Here is a 15473-nt window from a genome sequence, read left to right as displayed (position 1 = left end):
GTCAACGGTACAGGCGCTCGATGAGAATGTCGGAGACGGTGAGGCGCGCCTCGCTGAGCAGGTTGTCGAGCACCACGCCGGCGAGATCGGCGGCGGGCATGAACGTGTGCTGCTTGTCGAGTGAGACGTAGTCGTGGCTCTCGCGGTAGAAGTCGGTGTCGATGCCGCCGGGGTACACGCCCACGACGGTGACGCTCGACCCCTTGTACGCGGCCTTGAGGCTCTGTGTATACCCCTTCTCACCCCATTTGGTGGCGCAGTACACGGATTCGTTGGCGTTGCCGCGCGTAGCGGCGGTGCTCATCACGTTGGCGATTTTGAGGTTCTGTTCGTCGCATGCCTTGAGCGTCTGGACGCACCACAGAATCATGCCCTTGAGGCCTTTGAGGCATTTGTCCACGTCGGCGGCCTCGTAGGCGGTCGGCATCTTGAACGAGGGCTGCCCGGCATTGTTGATCAGCAGGTCGATGTGCCCGATCTTGGCGATCTCGGCCACCGAGGCTTTGACGAAGTCCTCGTCGGACACGTCGCCGACGAACCCGTGGTAAGAGCCCCGGGGGAATTCGCCGGCCAGTTCGGTCTGGCGTTCGGCGTTGAAGTCGATGCCGGCGACGAACCATCCGCGATCGATGAGCTGTCGCGTGAGTTCATAGCCCAGTCCGAGGGCGCTGCCCGTCACGATGGCGATGCGTTTGCCGTTCGTCCGTTCCATGATTCGTATGCCTCCCTGCCTTCGTCGGTTCGTCGCCGTCCGGCGATCACTGCCCGATGCCGCGACGAAACGCTGTTGAAAACGTATGCACAATGCATTTTATCGAATCCGTCCGACCCGTCGCCGTCGCCATCGCCTGCGCATGGGGCGGCGAATCAGCTCAATTCGCGTAGGATGCGGCGCATGAATGGAATGGTGACCGCGAAGGTGAGCACGTCGGACACCGACTGTGCCATTTCCACGCCGAGCACGCCGAACGCCAACGGCAGCACCAGTACGATCGGCGCCAGAAACAGGCCCTGCCGGCACAATGCCAGGAACGAGGCGATGCCGGTGCGGCCCATGGTCTGGGTCATCATATTGCCCATCATGTTGAAGCCATTGAACACCACCGTGCAGCATTGAATGTGCAATGCGGACACACCCACCGCCACCACGGCCGGGTCGGAGCGGAAGATCTCGACCAGATGCGGGGCGAACATCCACAGCAGCGCGGCCAACGCCACAAGCACGCCGGTGGCGAGCCGCACGCAGAACCAGTACCCTTCCTTGACGCGCGCGTACAGGCCGGCGCCGTAGTTGTATCCGCACACCGGCTGGAAGCCCTGGCCGAGGCCCACGATCACCGAGTTGGCGCCCAACATGATGCGCATCACGATGGCCATGCCGGCGATGGCCGCGTCGCCGAACGGGTTGGCGGCGATGTTCACGCAGGTCACGGAGATCGAGCCCGCACCCTGCCGAATCAGCGAGGGCAGGCCGCCGCCGGCCACCTCGCGCATGAGCAGCACATCCGGCCGGCAGTTGCGCAACGACAGTTTCATCACGCCGAATCTGGCGCTCATCGTCGTCAGAATCGCGAAGCTCACCGTCTGGCAGATGGCGGTGGCCAGCCCGGCGCCGAATATCCCGAGGCCCGCCACGAAGATGAGCAGCGGCGCGAGCAAGAAGTTCAGCAGCGCGCCCGAAACCAAGCCGATCATGCCGAACGCCGACTGGCCTTGGTAGCGCAGCAGCCCGTTGAGCGCGAACGACCCGCATACGCAGGGCGCGGCGACCAGCAATGGCGTCAGGTATTGCACCGCGTACGGCGCAATCGTGGGAGTCGAACCCAGCATGACGACCAGCGGCCGCAATGTCAGCAGCCCGATCGCGGCGATCGTCAGACCTGAGATCACCGCGCCCGCGAAGCCTACGGCCAGCAGCCGGGATGCCCGCTCGTTGTTCTGTTTGCCGAGTTCGCGGCTCATCGAGTTGCCCGCGCCGTTGCCGAAGAAGAAGCCGAGCGCCTGCATCACGGTCATGATGGAGAACGCGATGCCGATCGCGCCGGATTGCGCGGTGCCCAGCTGCCCTATGAAAAAAGTGTCGGTCAAATTGTAGGCGGTGGTCACCAGATTGGAGATCACCGCCGGCAGACACAGTCTGAGAATCAACGGTTTGACCGGCTGGCCGGTCATCTGCCGGTATTTCGCGTCCGCGCTCGCGCGTCTGATGCCATGAACCTGAACCACGGACGGTCATCCTACTCGCGCGGCATCCCTCGCAGCCGTGCATGACCGCCATGTGGGTCGCCCACGGATACAGTCACCTCAGGTACCGGCCCGTGACGCTGTTCGCATCGGCCGCGATCTGCTCCGGCGTGCCGGCGGCGACGATGCGCCCGCCGCTTTCGCCGCCGCCCGGCCCCATGTCGATCACCCAGTCGGCGTTGGCGATCACGTCGAGGTCGTGTTCGATGACCACGACGGTCGCGCCGGACGCCACGAGTCGGTCAAACACGCCGAGCAGCACCCGCACATCGAGCGGATGCAGGCCGATGGTCGGCTCGTCGAACACGAACACGGCGTGCGACTGAGCCCTGCCCATTTCGCTGGCAAGCTTCAGGCGTTGCGCCTCACCGCCCGAAAGCGCCGGCGTCGGCTCGCCGAGCGTCAGGTAGCCCAGACCCAGATCGTGCAGCGTGGTCAGTCGCGCATGCACCTTGCGCATGTCGACGGTCACGGCCAACGCCTGATCCACGCTCATCGCCATCAGCTGCGGCAGGGTGAGTTCGCGCCCGTCCTTGGTCGTGCGGTGAATCGCGTCGGCTTCGGGCGCATACCGGGAGCCCCGGCAGTCGGGGCATTCGATGTCGACGTCGGGCAGGAACTGCACGTCGAGCGAAATCGAACCGGTGCCGTCGCATGTAGGGCAGCGCAGTCTGCCGGTGTTGTAGGAGAAGTCGCCGGCCTTCCAACCGCCCGCCTTGGCTTCGTCGCTTCGGGCGAAGGCGCGGCGCAGGTCGTCGTGGATGTCGGCGTAGGTGGCCACGGTGGAACGCACGTTCGCGCCGATCGGCGTGGCGTCGATGAGGTTCGCGCGCTCGATGCCGTCGGCGTCGATCGAGCGCACATGCTCGGGCGGCTTCTCCCCCGCAGACCGTGCCTTGAGCGCGGGAATCAACGATTCGAGCACCATCGTGGTTTTGCCGGAGCCGGATACGCCGGTCACCGCCACCAGACGGCCGCGCGGAATATCAACATCCAGCGGCTTGACCGTATGCAGCTGACTGGTTGTCATGCGAATATGCCCAAGGTCGAACATATGCGAGACGGGCATGCACCCGCGTTCACGGACACTTTCGCCATCGGCCAGGAACGGCGCGATGCGGCTGCGCGGATTCGCCGCCACGTCGCCGACCGTGCCCTGCGCGATCACATGCCCGCCTTCGGCACCGGCGACCGGACCCATTTCAATGAGATGATCGCATGCCTTGAGCACACGCACATCATGGTCGACGACCACCACGGAGTTGCCATCCGCCACGAGGTCACGCATCACGCCGAGCAGACCGTCCACATTCGCCGGGTGCAGGCCGATGGACGGTTCGTCGAGCACGTAGAGCACGCCGGTGGTGCGGTTGCGCACGGCGCGGGCCAATTGCACGCGCTGGCGTTCGCCGGTCGACAGGGTCGCTCCGGCGCGATCGAGCGCGAGGTAGCCGAGTCCAAGCTCCAACAACCGGCGGGCCACATCGAGGAAGGATTCGCAGATGTTCGTCGCCATCGGGCGCATGTCGGCCCCGAGCGACCCGGGCACGCCACGCACCCAGTCCACCGCCGCGTCCAAGGTCATCGCGCTCGCCTCGGCGAGATTCAGTCCGCGCACCCGTGGGGCGCGCGCCGCCTCGCTGAGCCTCGTGCCGCCGCAATCCGGGCAGGTTTTCTCCTCGAGGAACCGCGCCACGCGTTTCAGCCCCTTCTCGTCCTTGGCTTTGGCGAGCGCGTTCTCGACGGTGTACACGGCGTTGAAATACGTGAAGTCGAGTTCGGCGAAGTCGTCGCCTTTCTTCGGCTTGTACAGGATGTGCTTCTTGACGGCCGGGCCATTGAAGACGATGTCGCGTTCTTTGGGGGTGAGGTCCTTGAACGGCACGTCGGTGCGCACGCCCATCGCGCCGGCGACCTGTTTCATCAGGTCCCACATCAACGAACCCCATGGCAGCACCGCGCCCTCGTCGATGCTTTTCGATTCGTCGGGTACGAGCGCCGCGCGGTTCACCTCGCGCACGATGCCGGTGCCGGCGCAGGCCGGGCATGCGCCGGCCGAGTTGAAGGCCAAGGATTCAGCGCCGGGCGCGTGAAAATCCTTGCCGCAATTCGCGCAGACGATGGGCAGGCCGGCGGCCACGTTGAGAGTCGGTTCGTTGCGTGCGCCGCAATGCGGGCACACATGTGAGGCGAGACGTGAGAACAACAGACGCAGGCTGTTGAGCAATTCGGTCATCGTGCCGAAGGTGGAGCGTATGCCGGGCACCGCGGGCCGCTGGTGCAGGGCCAGCGCGGCGGGCACGTGCAGTACTTCGTCCACCTGCGCGCGGCTCGCTTGAGTGAGGCGGCGGCGCGTGTACGTGGACAGCGCCTCCAAATATCGCCGTGAGCCTTCGGCATACAGCACGCCGAGTGCGAGCGAGCTCTTGCCCGAACCGGAGACGCCGGCCACACCGACCAGTTCGCCCAGAGGCACGTCGACGTCGACGTTCTTGAGGTTATGCACGCGCGCGCCGCGCACCTCGATCGACTCCGGGCGCGCATCGTCCCGTATCCGCTGCATATTGGGCACCCCTTCACTCAAGTCTCCTACGACGCGTCACGTCATCCCCCATTGTAGGGACGCCAACTGGCCGACAAGGGACATATTCGGACCGTTGCAAGCATCTATCTTCGTTGCAAGAGGTACATTCGACCTCCTGCAGAATGCTGACTGTCTTCAGAGAGGTACCGAATGGGAACCCTCGAGTACAAACGCCGTCATTGCAACGTTGATACTCGGGTTCTCATGTTTCAGGCACTTCATTGAACGCAGATAGCTCTCCGCAACAAGACAAATGTACCTCTTCCAAAGGAGAAACATCTACGAGGCATAGGCGTACGCCTCATAGGAGGCGTACTTGGGCAGACCATAGATCTGGATGGAGAACGCGCGGGATTCGCCTTTGGCCGGTTTACGCACATACTCACTACGCCAGAACACGAAGTTCCCCTTCTCGTCGCGCAGGATGAGCGAAATGGCGACATCCGAGCCGTAGACGCCATCACCGTTGTCATCGTCGCGCTCGCCGACGTAATGGTCGAGCGTCACGCCGTCCACGTAGTCGTAAACGACCACGAACATGTCGGGCAGCTCGTAGGTCGCCTCGACGCGCGGCACCGCGACGAAGCGCATTCGGCGAGTGTGGGGACCACAGTCGCCGCCTCGCCAGCCGCAGCGGCATCTTCTTGCGCACGAACGGCCCGGCTCCATCGAGGCTCACCATTTCGGTGACGCCGTATGCGCCGTCCGCCAGCACCCGTTCGACGCAGTAGGCGTCGTCGAGCATCATGGCGTGCATGGTCTGCCGTTCGTCCATAATCGTCGTCGTCCCCCCGAGCGCCGCTGCCTGCAGTACAGTTCGGACACTCCGGCGAGACGCAGCAGCCGTTGCGTTTCGATGTCGTCGCTGGCGAGCAGACGTTCCGGCAGCTCATCGGTCAGATGCGCCGGATCGTTGACGTTCATGCCTCGCCTTCCCCTGGTATGTCTTCACATGCCGGACCGCCGGGAGATCTCCCGTCGGGAGCGTCAATCGACTGGCCCGTTCGTTTCACTGTGACCAGACTACATGGCGCGGCGGCGTGCGACACGGCTCCGGTGCCGGAATCATCCATGCGGAAAAAATTTCCGAAATTCAGTTGGCAACTGATGACGGGCCGCCGCATCGCCCATGACAATGGACGATGTCACCAGTGTCCGCGCATAAACGCGCGATTGAAGAGAAAGAGCAGACCATGACGAACCCATCCGATTTCACGCCACAGCCACCCCAAGGATCGGGGCCGCAACCCGTCCAGCCCACTCAGCCCATGCCGGTCCAGCCCGCGGGGAACACCGTGCCGCCGCAGACGCCGGGCGTCATCCCCATCGCCCCCGGCACTCCTAGCACTCCCAATACACCCGACGCACCCGATGTCCGTAACAAGAAGACCTCCAAGCTGGCGGTGTTCGCGATCATCGTCGCCGCGGTGTTCCTGCTGATCACCTTCATCGGTGTGAACAGCTGGGGTCTGTTGGCATTCTTCGCGCTGTTGCCGGTATTGTTGTCCGGATTCTCCGTCTACACAACCCGCAAGGACGGCAAGGCGCAGGGGCGCGTGCTCGCCTGGGTCGCGGTCGGTATCACCGTGGTGGCGCTGATCGTCGGCGGCGTGGATGTCGTACGCAACGGCCTCGAGGCCAAGGCCTCTCATGACGCCGCGGAACAGGCCGCGAAGGAAGCCGCGAAGGCCAAATGCGATGCCTACTCATGGCCGACGACCGACCTGGCCAGTCAGCTGCCCAAGCCGGAATCCTCCAAGGGTAAGATCGAGAAGGATAGCTCGAGCGCGTTCTACATCAAGGTGTGCGGCACCGATGCCACAGCGTACGACAACTATGTCAAGGCTCTGCAGGAGAAGGGATTCACCGTCGACTACTTCAAGAGCTCCTCCGCGTTCAACGCGAAGAACGCCGCCGGCTACTCGGTCAATATCAGATACGATTCCAAGGGCGACTCCATCATGGCCATTCTCATCCTCGCCCCGGACGACTCTTCGACTTCCAGCACGTCCGGGAACGGCGCCACGCAAAACAACGATGATTCGGGTTCCGGCGACGCTTCCACCGGATCCAGCTCCGACGCCGATTTCAAGGCCGCGATGGACAGCTACGAGTCGCTGATGAACGAGTACGCCGACTTCATGGAGAAGTACAACGCCGGCGGGCACCCGGCGAGCATGGCGGCCGACTACGCGAAGATAATGGTCAAGTACAACGATGCCATGAAGAAGCTCGACGCCATCGACGAGAATTCGCTGACCCCCGAGGAGCAGCAGTACTATATCGAGGTTCAGACCCGCGTGAATCAGCGACTCGCTTCGGTGGGCGCCTCGACGGCGCAATAGACGCGCGCCGGGTGTTCAGCGAACGGTTCTCAATAAGAAAAGTGCGAGCCGTCGCTGAGGCCAAAACGAACAAGGGGATGCCCGGAACGTTGCAATTCCGGGCATCCCCTTGATGTTCGATTGTGCTGTTTTGTGAGGAATCCTCGCACGTTTCTTATTGAGAACGATTCGCTGATACAACCGCCTCGCCTAGAGGCGAATCAGCGCCTTAATCACCTTGCGCTGGTCCATGGCCTCATAGGCGTCCTGGATGTGGTCGAGGTCGTACTCGGCGGTGAACACGCGACCGGGGTTGATCCTCCCCTCAAGCACCGCGTCCAGCAGACCGGCGTCAAGATCATAGTGGCGCACGGGAGCCGGGCCGCCCTTGATGCCGATGTTGCCGTAGAACGTGCCTTCGGCGCTGATTACCACATCATGCGGCAGGCCCACGCGGCCGATCACGCCACCACGACGGATCAGACCGATCGCCGTGTCGAAGGACTGCTTGGAGCCCACGCATTCGAGCACAGCGTCGGCACCATAGCCGCCGGTCATCCCCAGCACCTTGTCGACGGCGGCCTGATCGCGCTCGGGCACGATATCAGTCGCACCGAATTCGCGGGCGAGCGCCGCGCGATCCTCGTGACGGCTCATGGCAATAATGCGCGTGGCACCGCGCATCTTGGCGGCAATCACACCGCACAGGCCAACTGCGCCATCGCCCATGACCACGGCGGTGTCACCGGGCTTGACATCGGCAGAAGCCGCCGCGTGATAACCGGTGGACATCACATCGGAAATGGTCAGCAGCGAAGCAAGCGTCGCGTCATCGTAGTCTTCCGACGAACCGGGCACCTTGACCACGGTGCCGTCCGCCTCCGGTACGCGCAGGTATTCGGCCTGACAGGCGGAGAAGTAGCCGCCGTGCGGGCACACGGATTCAAAGCCGGCCTTGCACACCGGGCACTTGCCGCAACTGTACGGGAACGGCACAACCACGAAGTCGCCGGGCTTGACGGATTCGACCGCCGCGCCAACCTCTTCGACCACACCGATGGACTCGTGACCCACCTGGCTGTGTGCGGCCTGTCTGCTCAGCCCACGGAAGAACCACAAATCGGAACCGCACACGCAAGTGCGCACCACGCGAATCACGATGTCGTCGTCCTGCCGAAGCGTCGCCTTCGGCACCTCCTCGACGGTCATCTTGCCGGGCTCCACGAATATCGCAGCCTTCATCATTTCGATCATGTCAATCACTCCTTTGTTGTGAATATCTGTCGGTTGCCGGCTATTGTTTGGCGTCGGGCTGCAGGCGCTTCACCTGCTCGATGATGTTCCGGTTCTCTTCGATGAGCTTTTCGAATAGGCGCGATGCCCCGAACTCGGGTCACGGGCGATGGGAGCGATGATGCCGATCTGCTCGTAGTAGCGCAGCGTGGACTCCGGAAGCCCGGAAATCATCGCCGCCTCGCGAATCGTATGCCATGCGGTTGTTGTGCTCATATCGTCAACTCTAAAAACCTCAAGTACTTGAAGTAAAACGGCGACACGCCCATAAGAAAACGGGCTACGGCAAATGCAATGCCGCAGCCCGTCAGCGCCGGATACGAATCAGGCGCCGTAGCGTTCGAGATAGTCGTCGGCCGCGCTCTTGATGGCGTCGGTCACGTACGGCTGGCCGTCGGACGTGACGATGTTGCGCCCGGCCTCGAAGATCTCGCGCACATTGGCGATGGCGAGCACGGGGAATCCGAATTCCTTCTCGACCGCGGCCACCGCGGACAGGTCGGAGTCCTTCGTCTTCTCCATACGGTCGACGCTCAACACCAGACCGACGATGTCGACGTCGGCCTCGGCCCTGAGCTTGGGGATGACCTCGCGCACCGCGGTTCCTGCGGTCATCACGTCGTCGACGAGCAGCACCTTCATGCCGTCGGCCAGCTGCGTGCCGACCATCATGCCACCGTCGCCGTGGTCCTTTTTCTCCTTGCGGTCGAACGTGTAGCCGACCTGCATGCCGTGGCCGGAGGTCAGCGCGATCGCGGTGGATACGGCCAGCGGAATGCCCTTATAAGCCGGGCCGAACACCGTGTCGATGTCGTGCGGAAGACGCCCGGCCTTGATCTCCTCGGCGATCTTCTCGGCGTAGAACGCACCCAGCGTGGCGATCTTGCGACCGTCATTGAACGCGCCGGCGTTGATGAAATACGGCGATTGACGCCCTGATTTCAGGGTGAAGTCGCCGAACTTCAGCGCGTTCGATTCCAGCAGGAATTCGGTGAAGCGATGGTCAAGAGTCGCGATGGTCACAATACCCTCCTCAATTGATGGTTATCTCCAAGTCTCCCCCGCTGCGAGCTTCGCCGCAAGTTCGGGCCTTGAATCCAACAGGTCGTCGAGCTCGCGGGCCACGCGCAGTGGTGCCGTCGGATCGTACAGGGCAGCCGCGCCGACCTCGACGGCGTTCGCGCCCGCATACAGGTATTCCAGTGCCTTCTCCCCCGAGTCGATGCCGCCGATGCCGATGATCGGAATGTCGGGCAGCGCCTGACGCACGCGCCACACGTAGCTCAGCGCGATCGGGAAGATCGCCGGGCCGGACACGCCGCCCGTGCGGTTCGAGAGGATCGGTTCGCCGGTGCGGATGTCGATGCGCATGCCGACCAGCGTGTTGATGAGGCTCAGCGCGTCGGCGCCGGCATCCACCGCGGCCCGTGCGATCGCCGTGATGTCGGTGACGTTGGGCGACAGTTTCACGATCATCGGCTTTGAGGTGATCTTGCGCAGGCGGTCGATCAGGCGGTGCAGCGCCTCCGGGTCGGTTCCGACGCTCATGCCGCCGTGATTGACGTTGGGGCAGCTGACGTTGATCTCCAGCATGTCGGCGCGCGAGTCGGCCAGTTTCGCCACGACTTCGGCGTACTCGTCGTCGCTATGCCCGGCGACATTGGTGATGACCGTGGCTCCGAGGTCCTTGAGCTTGGGCAGCTCGTCCACCAGATAATGATCCACGCCGGGATTCTGCAACCCCACGGAGTTCACCATGCCGGCGGGGGTCTCCGCCGTGCGCGGGCCGGGATTGCCCTGCCATGGCTCTGGGGACACGCCCTTGGTGCAGATGGCGCCCATCTGGCTCACGTCATAGAACCAACGGCATGCCGCGAGCTGGAACGTCCCGGACGCGGTGCCGACGGGGTTCTTCCATTTGACGCCGGCGACGATGGTCGAATGCTTCCACTGGTGCGGCTCATATACGTTCGTGTCGGTGACGGCATCCATGGTCACGCCTCCCATCCGAGCTGCTGGGCGGTGAACACCGGTCCGTCAGAGCACACCTTGCTGCGCCCGGCGACCGTATCGACCACGCAGGTCACGCATGTGCCGTATCCGCATCCCATGCGCTGCTCCATGCTGAGCTGGCATTCGATGCCCCGCGCGGTCGTCCACAGGGCCACCGCCTTCATCATCGGCAGCGGGCCGCACGACAGCACGACCGGCTCCAGGCCGCCGGCCGCCAGTTCCCCTTGTGATTCCATGCGGTCAAGCAACGTGATGACGTTGCCTTCCGACTCGTCGATGCTCAGCGTGCGGTGTGCGTAAGAGCTCACGATCTCATCGGCGAAATGCACGTTCCTGTAGCCGAACACCGCGGTCGAGTGTGACTTTTCCGACGCCTGCAACCGTTGCGCGGCATAGATCAGCGGCGGCACGCCCAGGCCTCCGCCGACCAGCAGATAGTGTGCGTCGCGTTTCGTGTTGAACGGGCGGCCGAGCGGGCCGAGCACGTCGATCCGGTCCCCGGCATGAAGACGCGAGAACTCCTGCGTCCCCTTGCCGACGACGGCGAAGATGACGCTGACCAGATCGTCGCGCACCTCACTCACCCCGAACGGACGCGGCATCAGCATCATGCTGTCATGGCTGAACAGGTTGACGAACTGCGCCGCCTTGGCGTGGGCGGCGATGTATCCGTCGCGGAACGTCAGGCGGAATACGCCGTCCGACAGCCTGCGCACATCGGTGACGTCGACGGCATGTCGTCCGGGGAAGAAACCGGCGGAAGTCGCTTGGCTTACGACATCATCGACCGGCGTGAAGGTGGCTGCTGGCATACACTCCTCCATCCATGTGACCATCAGTTCAAGATTACGGCATGACGATGCCGTGACGCGCTCGTGGCGCAACGAAATGCGGTGATTCGGCGGCGTCTCCCGAAGCCGAATCACCGCATGCGGCTCACCGCCTCAGCGGTACACGTTGACGCGCAGGTCGTCGCGCATGTCCTGCGCGGCCTTGCGGGCGCAGCGCGCCACCAGGTCGAGCGCGTCGTCGGCGCTCATGTCCTCGCGGTATTCCTCGCTCTTGCGCCATGCGCCGATGATGCCGCGTGAGGAGTTCACGATGGCACCGGAGCCGTCGGCGTCGAACATCCCGGCGACGTCGCCCGCCTTGCCTCCCTGCGCGCCGTACCCCGGCACGAGGAAGAAAGTGTGGGGCATCCGGTCCCTAAGCGCTTTGCCCTCCTGCGGATGGGTCGCGCCGACGACCGCGCCGACGTGCGAATACCCGTGGCGTCCGATGGTGTCGGCGCCCCAGCCCTCCACCAGGTCCGCTGTACGTTCGTACAGCTTCTCGCCGCCGGCAAGCTCCAGCTCCTGCAATTCGGAGCTGGAAGGGTTGGACGTCCGTACAAGAACGAAGATGTCCTTGTCGTGCGCCGTGGCTGCCTCGACGAACGGCGTGATGCCATCCGTGCCGAGATAAGGGTTGACGGTGACGGCATCTTCGTGCCAGGGGTCATACAGGCCGTCGCCGTCGGTGACTCCGGATAGATGACCGGCGTATGCGGCGGCCGTGGATCCGATGTCGCCGCGCTTGATGTCGCCGAGCACGTACAGGCCCTGCTGCTGGGCGTATTCGCAGGTCATCGTGTATGTGTCGACCCCGGCCGGGCCGATCGCCTCATACATGGCGATCTGCGGCTTGACCGCGGGCACGATGTCGGCGACCGCATCGATGATCGCCCGGTTGAATTCGAAATACGCTACGGCCAGACGTGCCGCGGGCAATTCGGACTCATCCTCGATGGATTCCCGCACCTCGTCGGTGAACGAATCCACGACCTGCGGCGGGACCAGCGCAGGCGTCGGATCGAGTCCGACGACGCTGGGGTTCTGTGCCTCCTCAATGGCTTCGATCAAACGATCCATGCGTGGTACTTCCTTTCATGTGTCTGCCCCGCCGCTGACGGCGGGTTTGCGGGCCGGTTCGAATCTGCCGTCAGTGAATGCGGCTGAATACCAGCGTGGAGCCGATGACGGTCGCCAGCGGACGCCCGGTGACATGCCATCCGCCGAAGGGCGTGTTGCGGGCCTTGGACAGGAACTTCTCGGGGTCGACGGTCCATGCCTCGGACGTGTTGAGGATGGCGAGGTCGACGTTCTCCGGGTGCTCCACGGCGGACAGGTCCAGAGTGCGCTTGGACGCGCAGGGGGCGGTGACGTTGAGCAGCGCGGCGACGTCGGTCGGCCGGTGGCCCATCAGGCGCGAGGGCGCGACGCTCATCAGCTCGATGAGCCGCTGGTCGGAGATGTAACCCCCGTCGACCAGCACCTTGTGGCACACGCCGTACGCGCATTCCAGCCCGATGATGCCGTTGGGCGCCTCCAGGAAGCCGCGTTCCTTCTCCTCCAGCGTGTGGGGCGCATGATCGGTGGCCAGCAGGTCGACCGTGCCATCCGCGATCGCGGCAATCGTTGCCTGACGATCCGCGGCCGATCGCAGAGGCGGGTTCATCTTCGCCAGCGTGCCGTATTCGAGCAGGTCCTCGTCGCACAGCGCCAGATAGTGCGGCGCGGTCTCACAGGTGATTGGCAGCCCTTCCGCCTTGGCCTTGCGGATCGCGTCGAAGGAGATGGCCGTACTGACATGCTGGAAGTGGATGTGCACGCCGGTCTCGCGCGCCTTCTCGATGTCGCGCGCGACGATCTTCAGTTCGGTGTCCTCCGGGATTCCCGGCACGCCGAGCTTGCGGGAAACCGGGCCGTCGTTGACCGCACCGGTGTCGTGATGCTCGCAATGCTCGATGAGATACAGGCCGCTCTTCTTGACGTTGGCGAGCACCTGGTCGAGGAGGCCGGGCGTCACCGCGGCCCCGTCGTCGCTGATGGCGGTGACCGGGTGGGCCAGTTGCCACGCGTCCTTGCCATCCATGTCATGGCCGTCGAGATGGCGCAGCCAGTCGGCCGGGTCGCTCGCCTCGACGCCGGCGCGGTCCTTGGAGGCGCATACGCACAGGTCGTAGCGCACCGGCAGCGACACGTCGTGCACCCGCTCGTAATGCTGCAGGTAGTCGATGACGTCGCTGCAGCCTGCGTCCAGCACCTCCGCGGCACCGGATGCGCCGGCCTTCACCGCACGCCCGTCCATGGCGGGGACAGTGTTCGGCATGATGAGTACGTTCGTGTAGCCGCCCGACGCAGCCGCCCTGCAGCCGGACACCATGGATTCCTTATAGGTCTGGCCGGGATCGCGGAAATGCACGTGCGGATCGGCGAAGCCGGGGGCGACCGTCAGCCCGGTGGCGTCGAAGTCACCTTCGATGACGCCGCCGTCCTCCGGCTGATTGCGTGCGTCGGCCGAGGGAATCACCATGTCGATGATCTCGCCGGTGTCCCAGACGCGAATGTTGCGTAAGATCAGCATATGCATCTCCTTGTGGGGTTGGCTCTGATGAAGACGGTTGCACCCGCTGGATCGCGGTTTCGGTCGCCAGAGCTTGACGTCCGAAACCGCGAAACGACGGGCGTGAGGTCAGAACTTGGCTTCCTCGTCGCAGTAGTCGCAGCGGTACTCCTGACGCTGCGAATGCACGAGATGGAACATCTGGTCGATACCACGCTCGGTGGTGGTCACGCAACGGGGATTCACGCAGGTGATGATGTTCACCACGTGTTCCGGCAGCGTGGGCTTGAGCTTGCGGACGATCTTGCCGCCGCGCACGATGCCGACGGTGGCCTGACGGGCGACCAGGCCGAGCACGTCGAGATCGACGTTTTCCTCATCCTCGATCTTGATGATGTCCTTCGTGCCGTACAGGTGGCTGTCGGCGTTCATGATGAGCGCCAGCCGCGTCTTGGACGGATCGATCTTCAGGTACTCCAGCACCTTGAGCGCGGTGCCGGCGGGCACATGGTCGATGATGATGCCGTTTTGAATGCTGGTGACTTCCATCAGGCCTGAACCTCCTTGGGGTCGAGCGGCTCATATCCCGGCAGCTGGTCTCCGACCACCGAGCTTTCCAATGCCATACGCATGAGCATGCCGTTCTTGACCTGCTCGAAGTAGGCGGCGCGCGGGTCGGCGTCGACCTCGACGGCGATCTCGTTGATGCGCGGCAGCGGGTGCAGCACGGCCATGCTCGGCTTGGCCTTGGAGAGCTTGTCCTCGTCGAGGATGTACGTGTCGCGCAGACGCAGGTAGTCATCCTCGTTGAAGAAGCGCTCCTGCTGCACGCGGGTCATGTACAGCACGTCGAGGTCGCCGATCACGGAGACGAGGTCCTTGACCTCCACGTAGGAGCAGGACGGCGTCGCCTTGATGCGGTCGATCACATAGCGCGGGGTCTTGAGCTCGTCGGGGCTGATCAGCACGAAACGCACGTTGCCGAAGCGGCACAGCGTCTCGATCAGCGAATGCACGGTGCGGCCGAACGTCAGATCGCCGCACAGGCCGATGGTCAGGTCGGTGACACGACCGAAGCGCGATTGCAGCGTCGCCAAGTCGGCGAGCGTCTGCGTGGGGTGCATGTGGCCGCCGTCGCCCGCGTTGATCACGGGCACGGACGCGGCGCGCGAGGCGACCAGCGCCGCTCCCTCCTTCGGGTGGCGGATGGCGACCACGTCCACGTAGTTGGACACGGTCTTGAGCGTGTCGGCGATGGACTCGCCCTTGGACACCGAGGCGAGCTGCGCGCCGGCGAACCCGATGACCTGGCCGCCGAGCCGCAGCATGGCGGTCTCGAAGCTCAGGCGAGTGCGCGTGCTGGGCTCATAAAAAAGCGTGGCCAACACCCTGCCGTCGCAGGTATGCGCCACGCGTTTGCGGTTCGCATCGATGTATGCCGCCTTGTGCAGCAAATCTCGAATCTGGGAAATGGAAAGCGTATCCAGCGTGATGACGCTTTGACCGACCAACGGCGTCTCCGCCGGCTCCTCTGTGACTGACACAGCTCACCTTTCATGCGTGAAGCGGATAAGGTGGCCACTGAAGTGACCTATCCGACTATAATGCAGATTTCTGATTTTTCACAGGCG

General features: G+C 63.8%; 14 protein-coding genes and 1 pseudogene. 1 reads left to right on the top strand and 14 read right to left on the bottom strand.

Features of this window, described 5'->3' with window-relative positions:
• Position 1 precedes the first annotated feature (1 nt).
• From BBBF_RS04730 to BBBF_RS04710, 5 genes are all read right to left on the bottom strand, one after another.
• Positions 2–712 carry an SDR family NAD(P)-dependent oxidoreductase gene (locus BBBF_RS04730; protein ID WP_021648033.1) on the bottom strand — a complete coding sequence of 237 codons (711 nt, stop codon included), beginning with the start codon at positions 710–712 and terminating at the stop codon, positions 2–4.
• Positions 713–867: 155 nt separating this feature from the next.
• Positions 868–2226, bottom strand: coding sequence for an MATE family efflux transporter (locus BBBF_RS04725; RefSeq protein ID WP_022173268.1), 1359 nt, complete (start codon positions 2224–2226; stop codon positions 868–870).
• A gap of 73 nt (positions 2227–2299) precedes the next feature.
• Positions 2300–4807, bottom strand: coding sequence for an excinuclease ABC subunit UvrA (locus tag BBBF_RS04720; protein WP_021648031.1), 2508 nt, complete (start codon positions 4805–4807; stop codon positions 2300–2302).
• 300 nt (positions 4808–5107) lie between these two features.
• Positions 5108–5419: a hypothetical protein gene (locus BBBF_RS10285; protein ID WP_017143396.1), complete on the bottom strand. Its 312-nt coding sequence runs from the start codon at positions 5417–5419 to the stop codon at positions 5108–5110.
• A 153-nt stretch (positions 5420–5572) separates the two neighbouring features.
• Positions 5573–5752, bottom strand: a complete 180-nt coding sequence (locus tag BBBF_RS04710; RefSeq protein WP_017143395.1) for a hypothetical protein — start codon at positions 5750–5752, stop codon at positions 5573–5575.
• Between the two features lie 269 nt (positions 5753–6021).
• On the opposite strand from BBBF_RS04710, the gene BBBF_RS04705 reads away from it, so the two are divergent.
• A complete protein-coding gene (locus BBBF_RS04705; protein WP_229032622.1) occupies positions 6022–7173 on the top strand; it encodes a DUF6591 domain-containing protein in 1152 nt (383 codons plus the stop codon).
• A 189-nt stretch (positions 7174–7362) separates the two neighbouring features.
• On the opposite strand, the gene BBBF_RS04700 is transcribed toward BBBF_RS04705, so the two are convergent.
• From BBBF_RS04700 to pyrB, 9 genes and pseudogenes are all read right to left on the bottom strand, one after another.
• Entirely contained in the window at positions 7363–8406 is a 1044-nt protein-coding gene (locus BBBF_RS04700; RefSeq protein WP_021648028.1) for a zinc-dependent alcohol dehydrogenase family protein, read from the bottom strand.
• A gap of 78 nt (positions 8407–8484) precedes the next feature.
• A pseudogene (locus tag BBBF_RS04695) lies at positions 8485–8661 on the bottom strand (MerR family DNA-binding transcriptional regulator); the annotation flags it as partial.
• Positions 8662–8769: 108 nt separating this feature from the next.
• Positions 8770–9468, bottom strand: a complete 699-nt coding sequence (gene pyrE, locus BBBF_RS04690) for an orotate phosphoribosyltransferase (protein WP_021648027.1) — start codon at positions 9466–9468, stop codon at positions 8770–8772.
• Between the two features lie 21 nt (positions 9469–9489).
• Positions 9490–10452: a dihydroorotate dehydrogenase gene (locus BBBF_RS04685; RefSeq protein WP_021648026.1), complete on the bottom strand. Its 963-nt coding sequence runs from the start codon at positions 10450–10452 to the stop codon at positions 9490–9492.
• Positions 10440–11270, bottom strand: a complete 831-nt coding sequence (locus tag BBBF_RS04680) for a dihydroorotate dehydrogenase electron transfer subunit (protein WP_003813104.1) — start codon at positions 11268–11270, stop codon at positions 10440–10442. The genes BBBF_RS04685 and BBBF_RS04680 overlap by 13 nt, the downstream gene beginning before the upstream one ends.
• 132 nt (positions 11271–11402) lie before the next feature.
• Complete coding sequence (pyrF, locus tag BBBF_RS04675; protein WP_021648024.1) at positions 11403–12368, bottom strand: orotidine-5'-phosphate decarboxylase; 966 nt, start codon at positions 12366–12368, stop codon at positions 11403–11405.
• Between the two features lie 70 nt (positions 12369–12438).
• Positions 12439–13863, bottom strand: a complete 1425-nt coding sequence (locus BBBF_RS04670; protein WP_033509690.1) for a dihydroorotase — start codon at positions 13861–13863, stop codon at positions 12439–12441.
• Positions 13864–13971: 108 nt separating this feature from the next.
• Complete coding sequence (locus BBBF_RS04665) at positions 13972–14391, bottom strand: aspartate carbamoyltransferase regulatory subunit (protein WP_003816669.1); 420 nt, start codon at positions 14389–14391, stop codon at positions 13972–13974.
• A complete protein-coding gene (pyrB, locus tag BBBF_RS04660) occupies positions 14391–15353 on the bottom strand; it encodes an aspartate carbamoyltransferase (protein ID WP_003816671.1) in 963 nt (320 codons plus the stop codon). The genes BBBF_RS04665 and pyrB overlap by 1 nt, the downstream gene beginning before the upstream one ends.
• Positions 15354–15473 lie beyond the last annotated feature (120 nt).

The sequence above is a fragment of the Bifidobacterium bifidum ATCC 29521 = JCM 1255 = DSM 20456 genome (assembly GCF_001025135.1).
In the GTDB taxonomy this organism is placed as follows: Bacteria; Actinomycetota; Actinomycetes; order Actinomycetales; family Bifidobacteriaceae; genus Bifidobacterium; species Bifidobacterium bifidum.
This window is presented reverse-complemented; position numbering and strand designations above follow the sequence as displayed.

Excerpts from the sequence above, each read along its gene's own strand:
- BBBF_RS04720 (WP_021648031.1), bottom strand. The coding sequence starts at position 4,807 with ATGCAGCGGATACGGGACGATGCGCGCCCGGAGTCGATCGAGGTGCGC.
- BBBF_RS04700 (WP_021648028.1), bottom strand. The coding sequence starts at position 8,406 with ATGATCGAAATGATGAAGGCTGCGATATTCGTGGAGCCCGGCAAGATG.
- BBBF_RS04670 (WP_033509690.1), bottom strand. The coding sequence starts at position 13,863 with ATGCTGATCTTACGCAACATTCGCGTCTGGGACACCGGCGAGATCATC.
- BBBF_RS04680 (WP_003813104.1), bottom strand. The coding sequence starts at position 11,270 with ATGCCAGCAGCCACCTTCACGCCGGTCGATGATGTCGTAAGCCAAGCG.
- BBBF_RS04730 (WP_021648033.1), bottom strand. The coding sequence starts at position 712 with ATGGAACGGACGAACGGCAAACGCATCGCCATCGTGACGGGCAGCGCC.
- BBBF_RS04705 (WP_229032622.1), top strand. The coding sequence starts at position 6,022 with ATGACGAACCCATCCGATTTCACGCCACAGCCACCCCAAGGATCGGGG.
- BBBF_RS10285 (WP_017143396.1), bottom strand. The coding sequence starts at position 5,419 with ATGCGCTTCGTCGCGGTGCCGCGCGTCGAGGCGACCTACGAGCTGCCC.
- BBBF_RS04685 (WP_021648026.1), bottom strand. The coding sequence starts at position 10,452 with ATGGGAGGCGTGACCATGGATGCCGTCACCGACACGAACGTATATGAG.
- pyrF (WP_021648024.1), bottom strand. The coding sequence starts at position 12,368 with ATGGATCGTTTGATCGAAGCCATTGAGGAGGCACAGAACCCCAGCGTC.
- BBBF_RS04665 (WP_003816669.1), bottom strand. The coding sequence starts at position 14,391 with ATGGAAGTCACCAGCATTCAAAACGGCATCATCATCGACCATGTGCCC.
- BBBF_RS04710 (WP_017143395.1), bottom strand. The coding sequence starts at position 5,752 with ATGAACGTCAACGATCCGGCGCATCTGACCGATGAGCTGCCGGAACGT.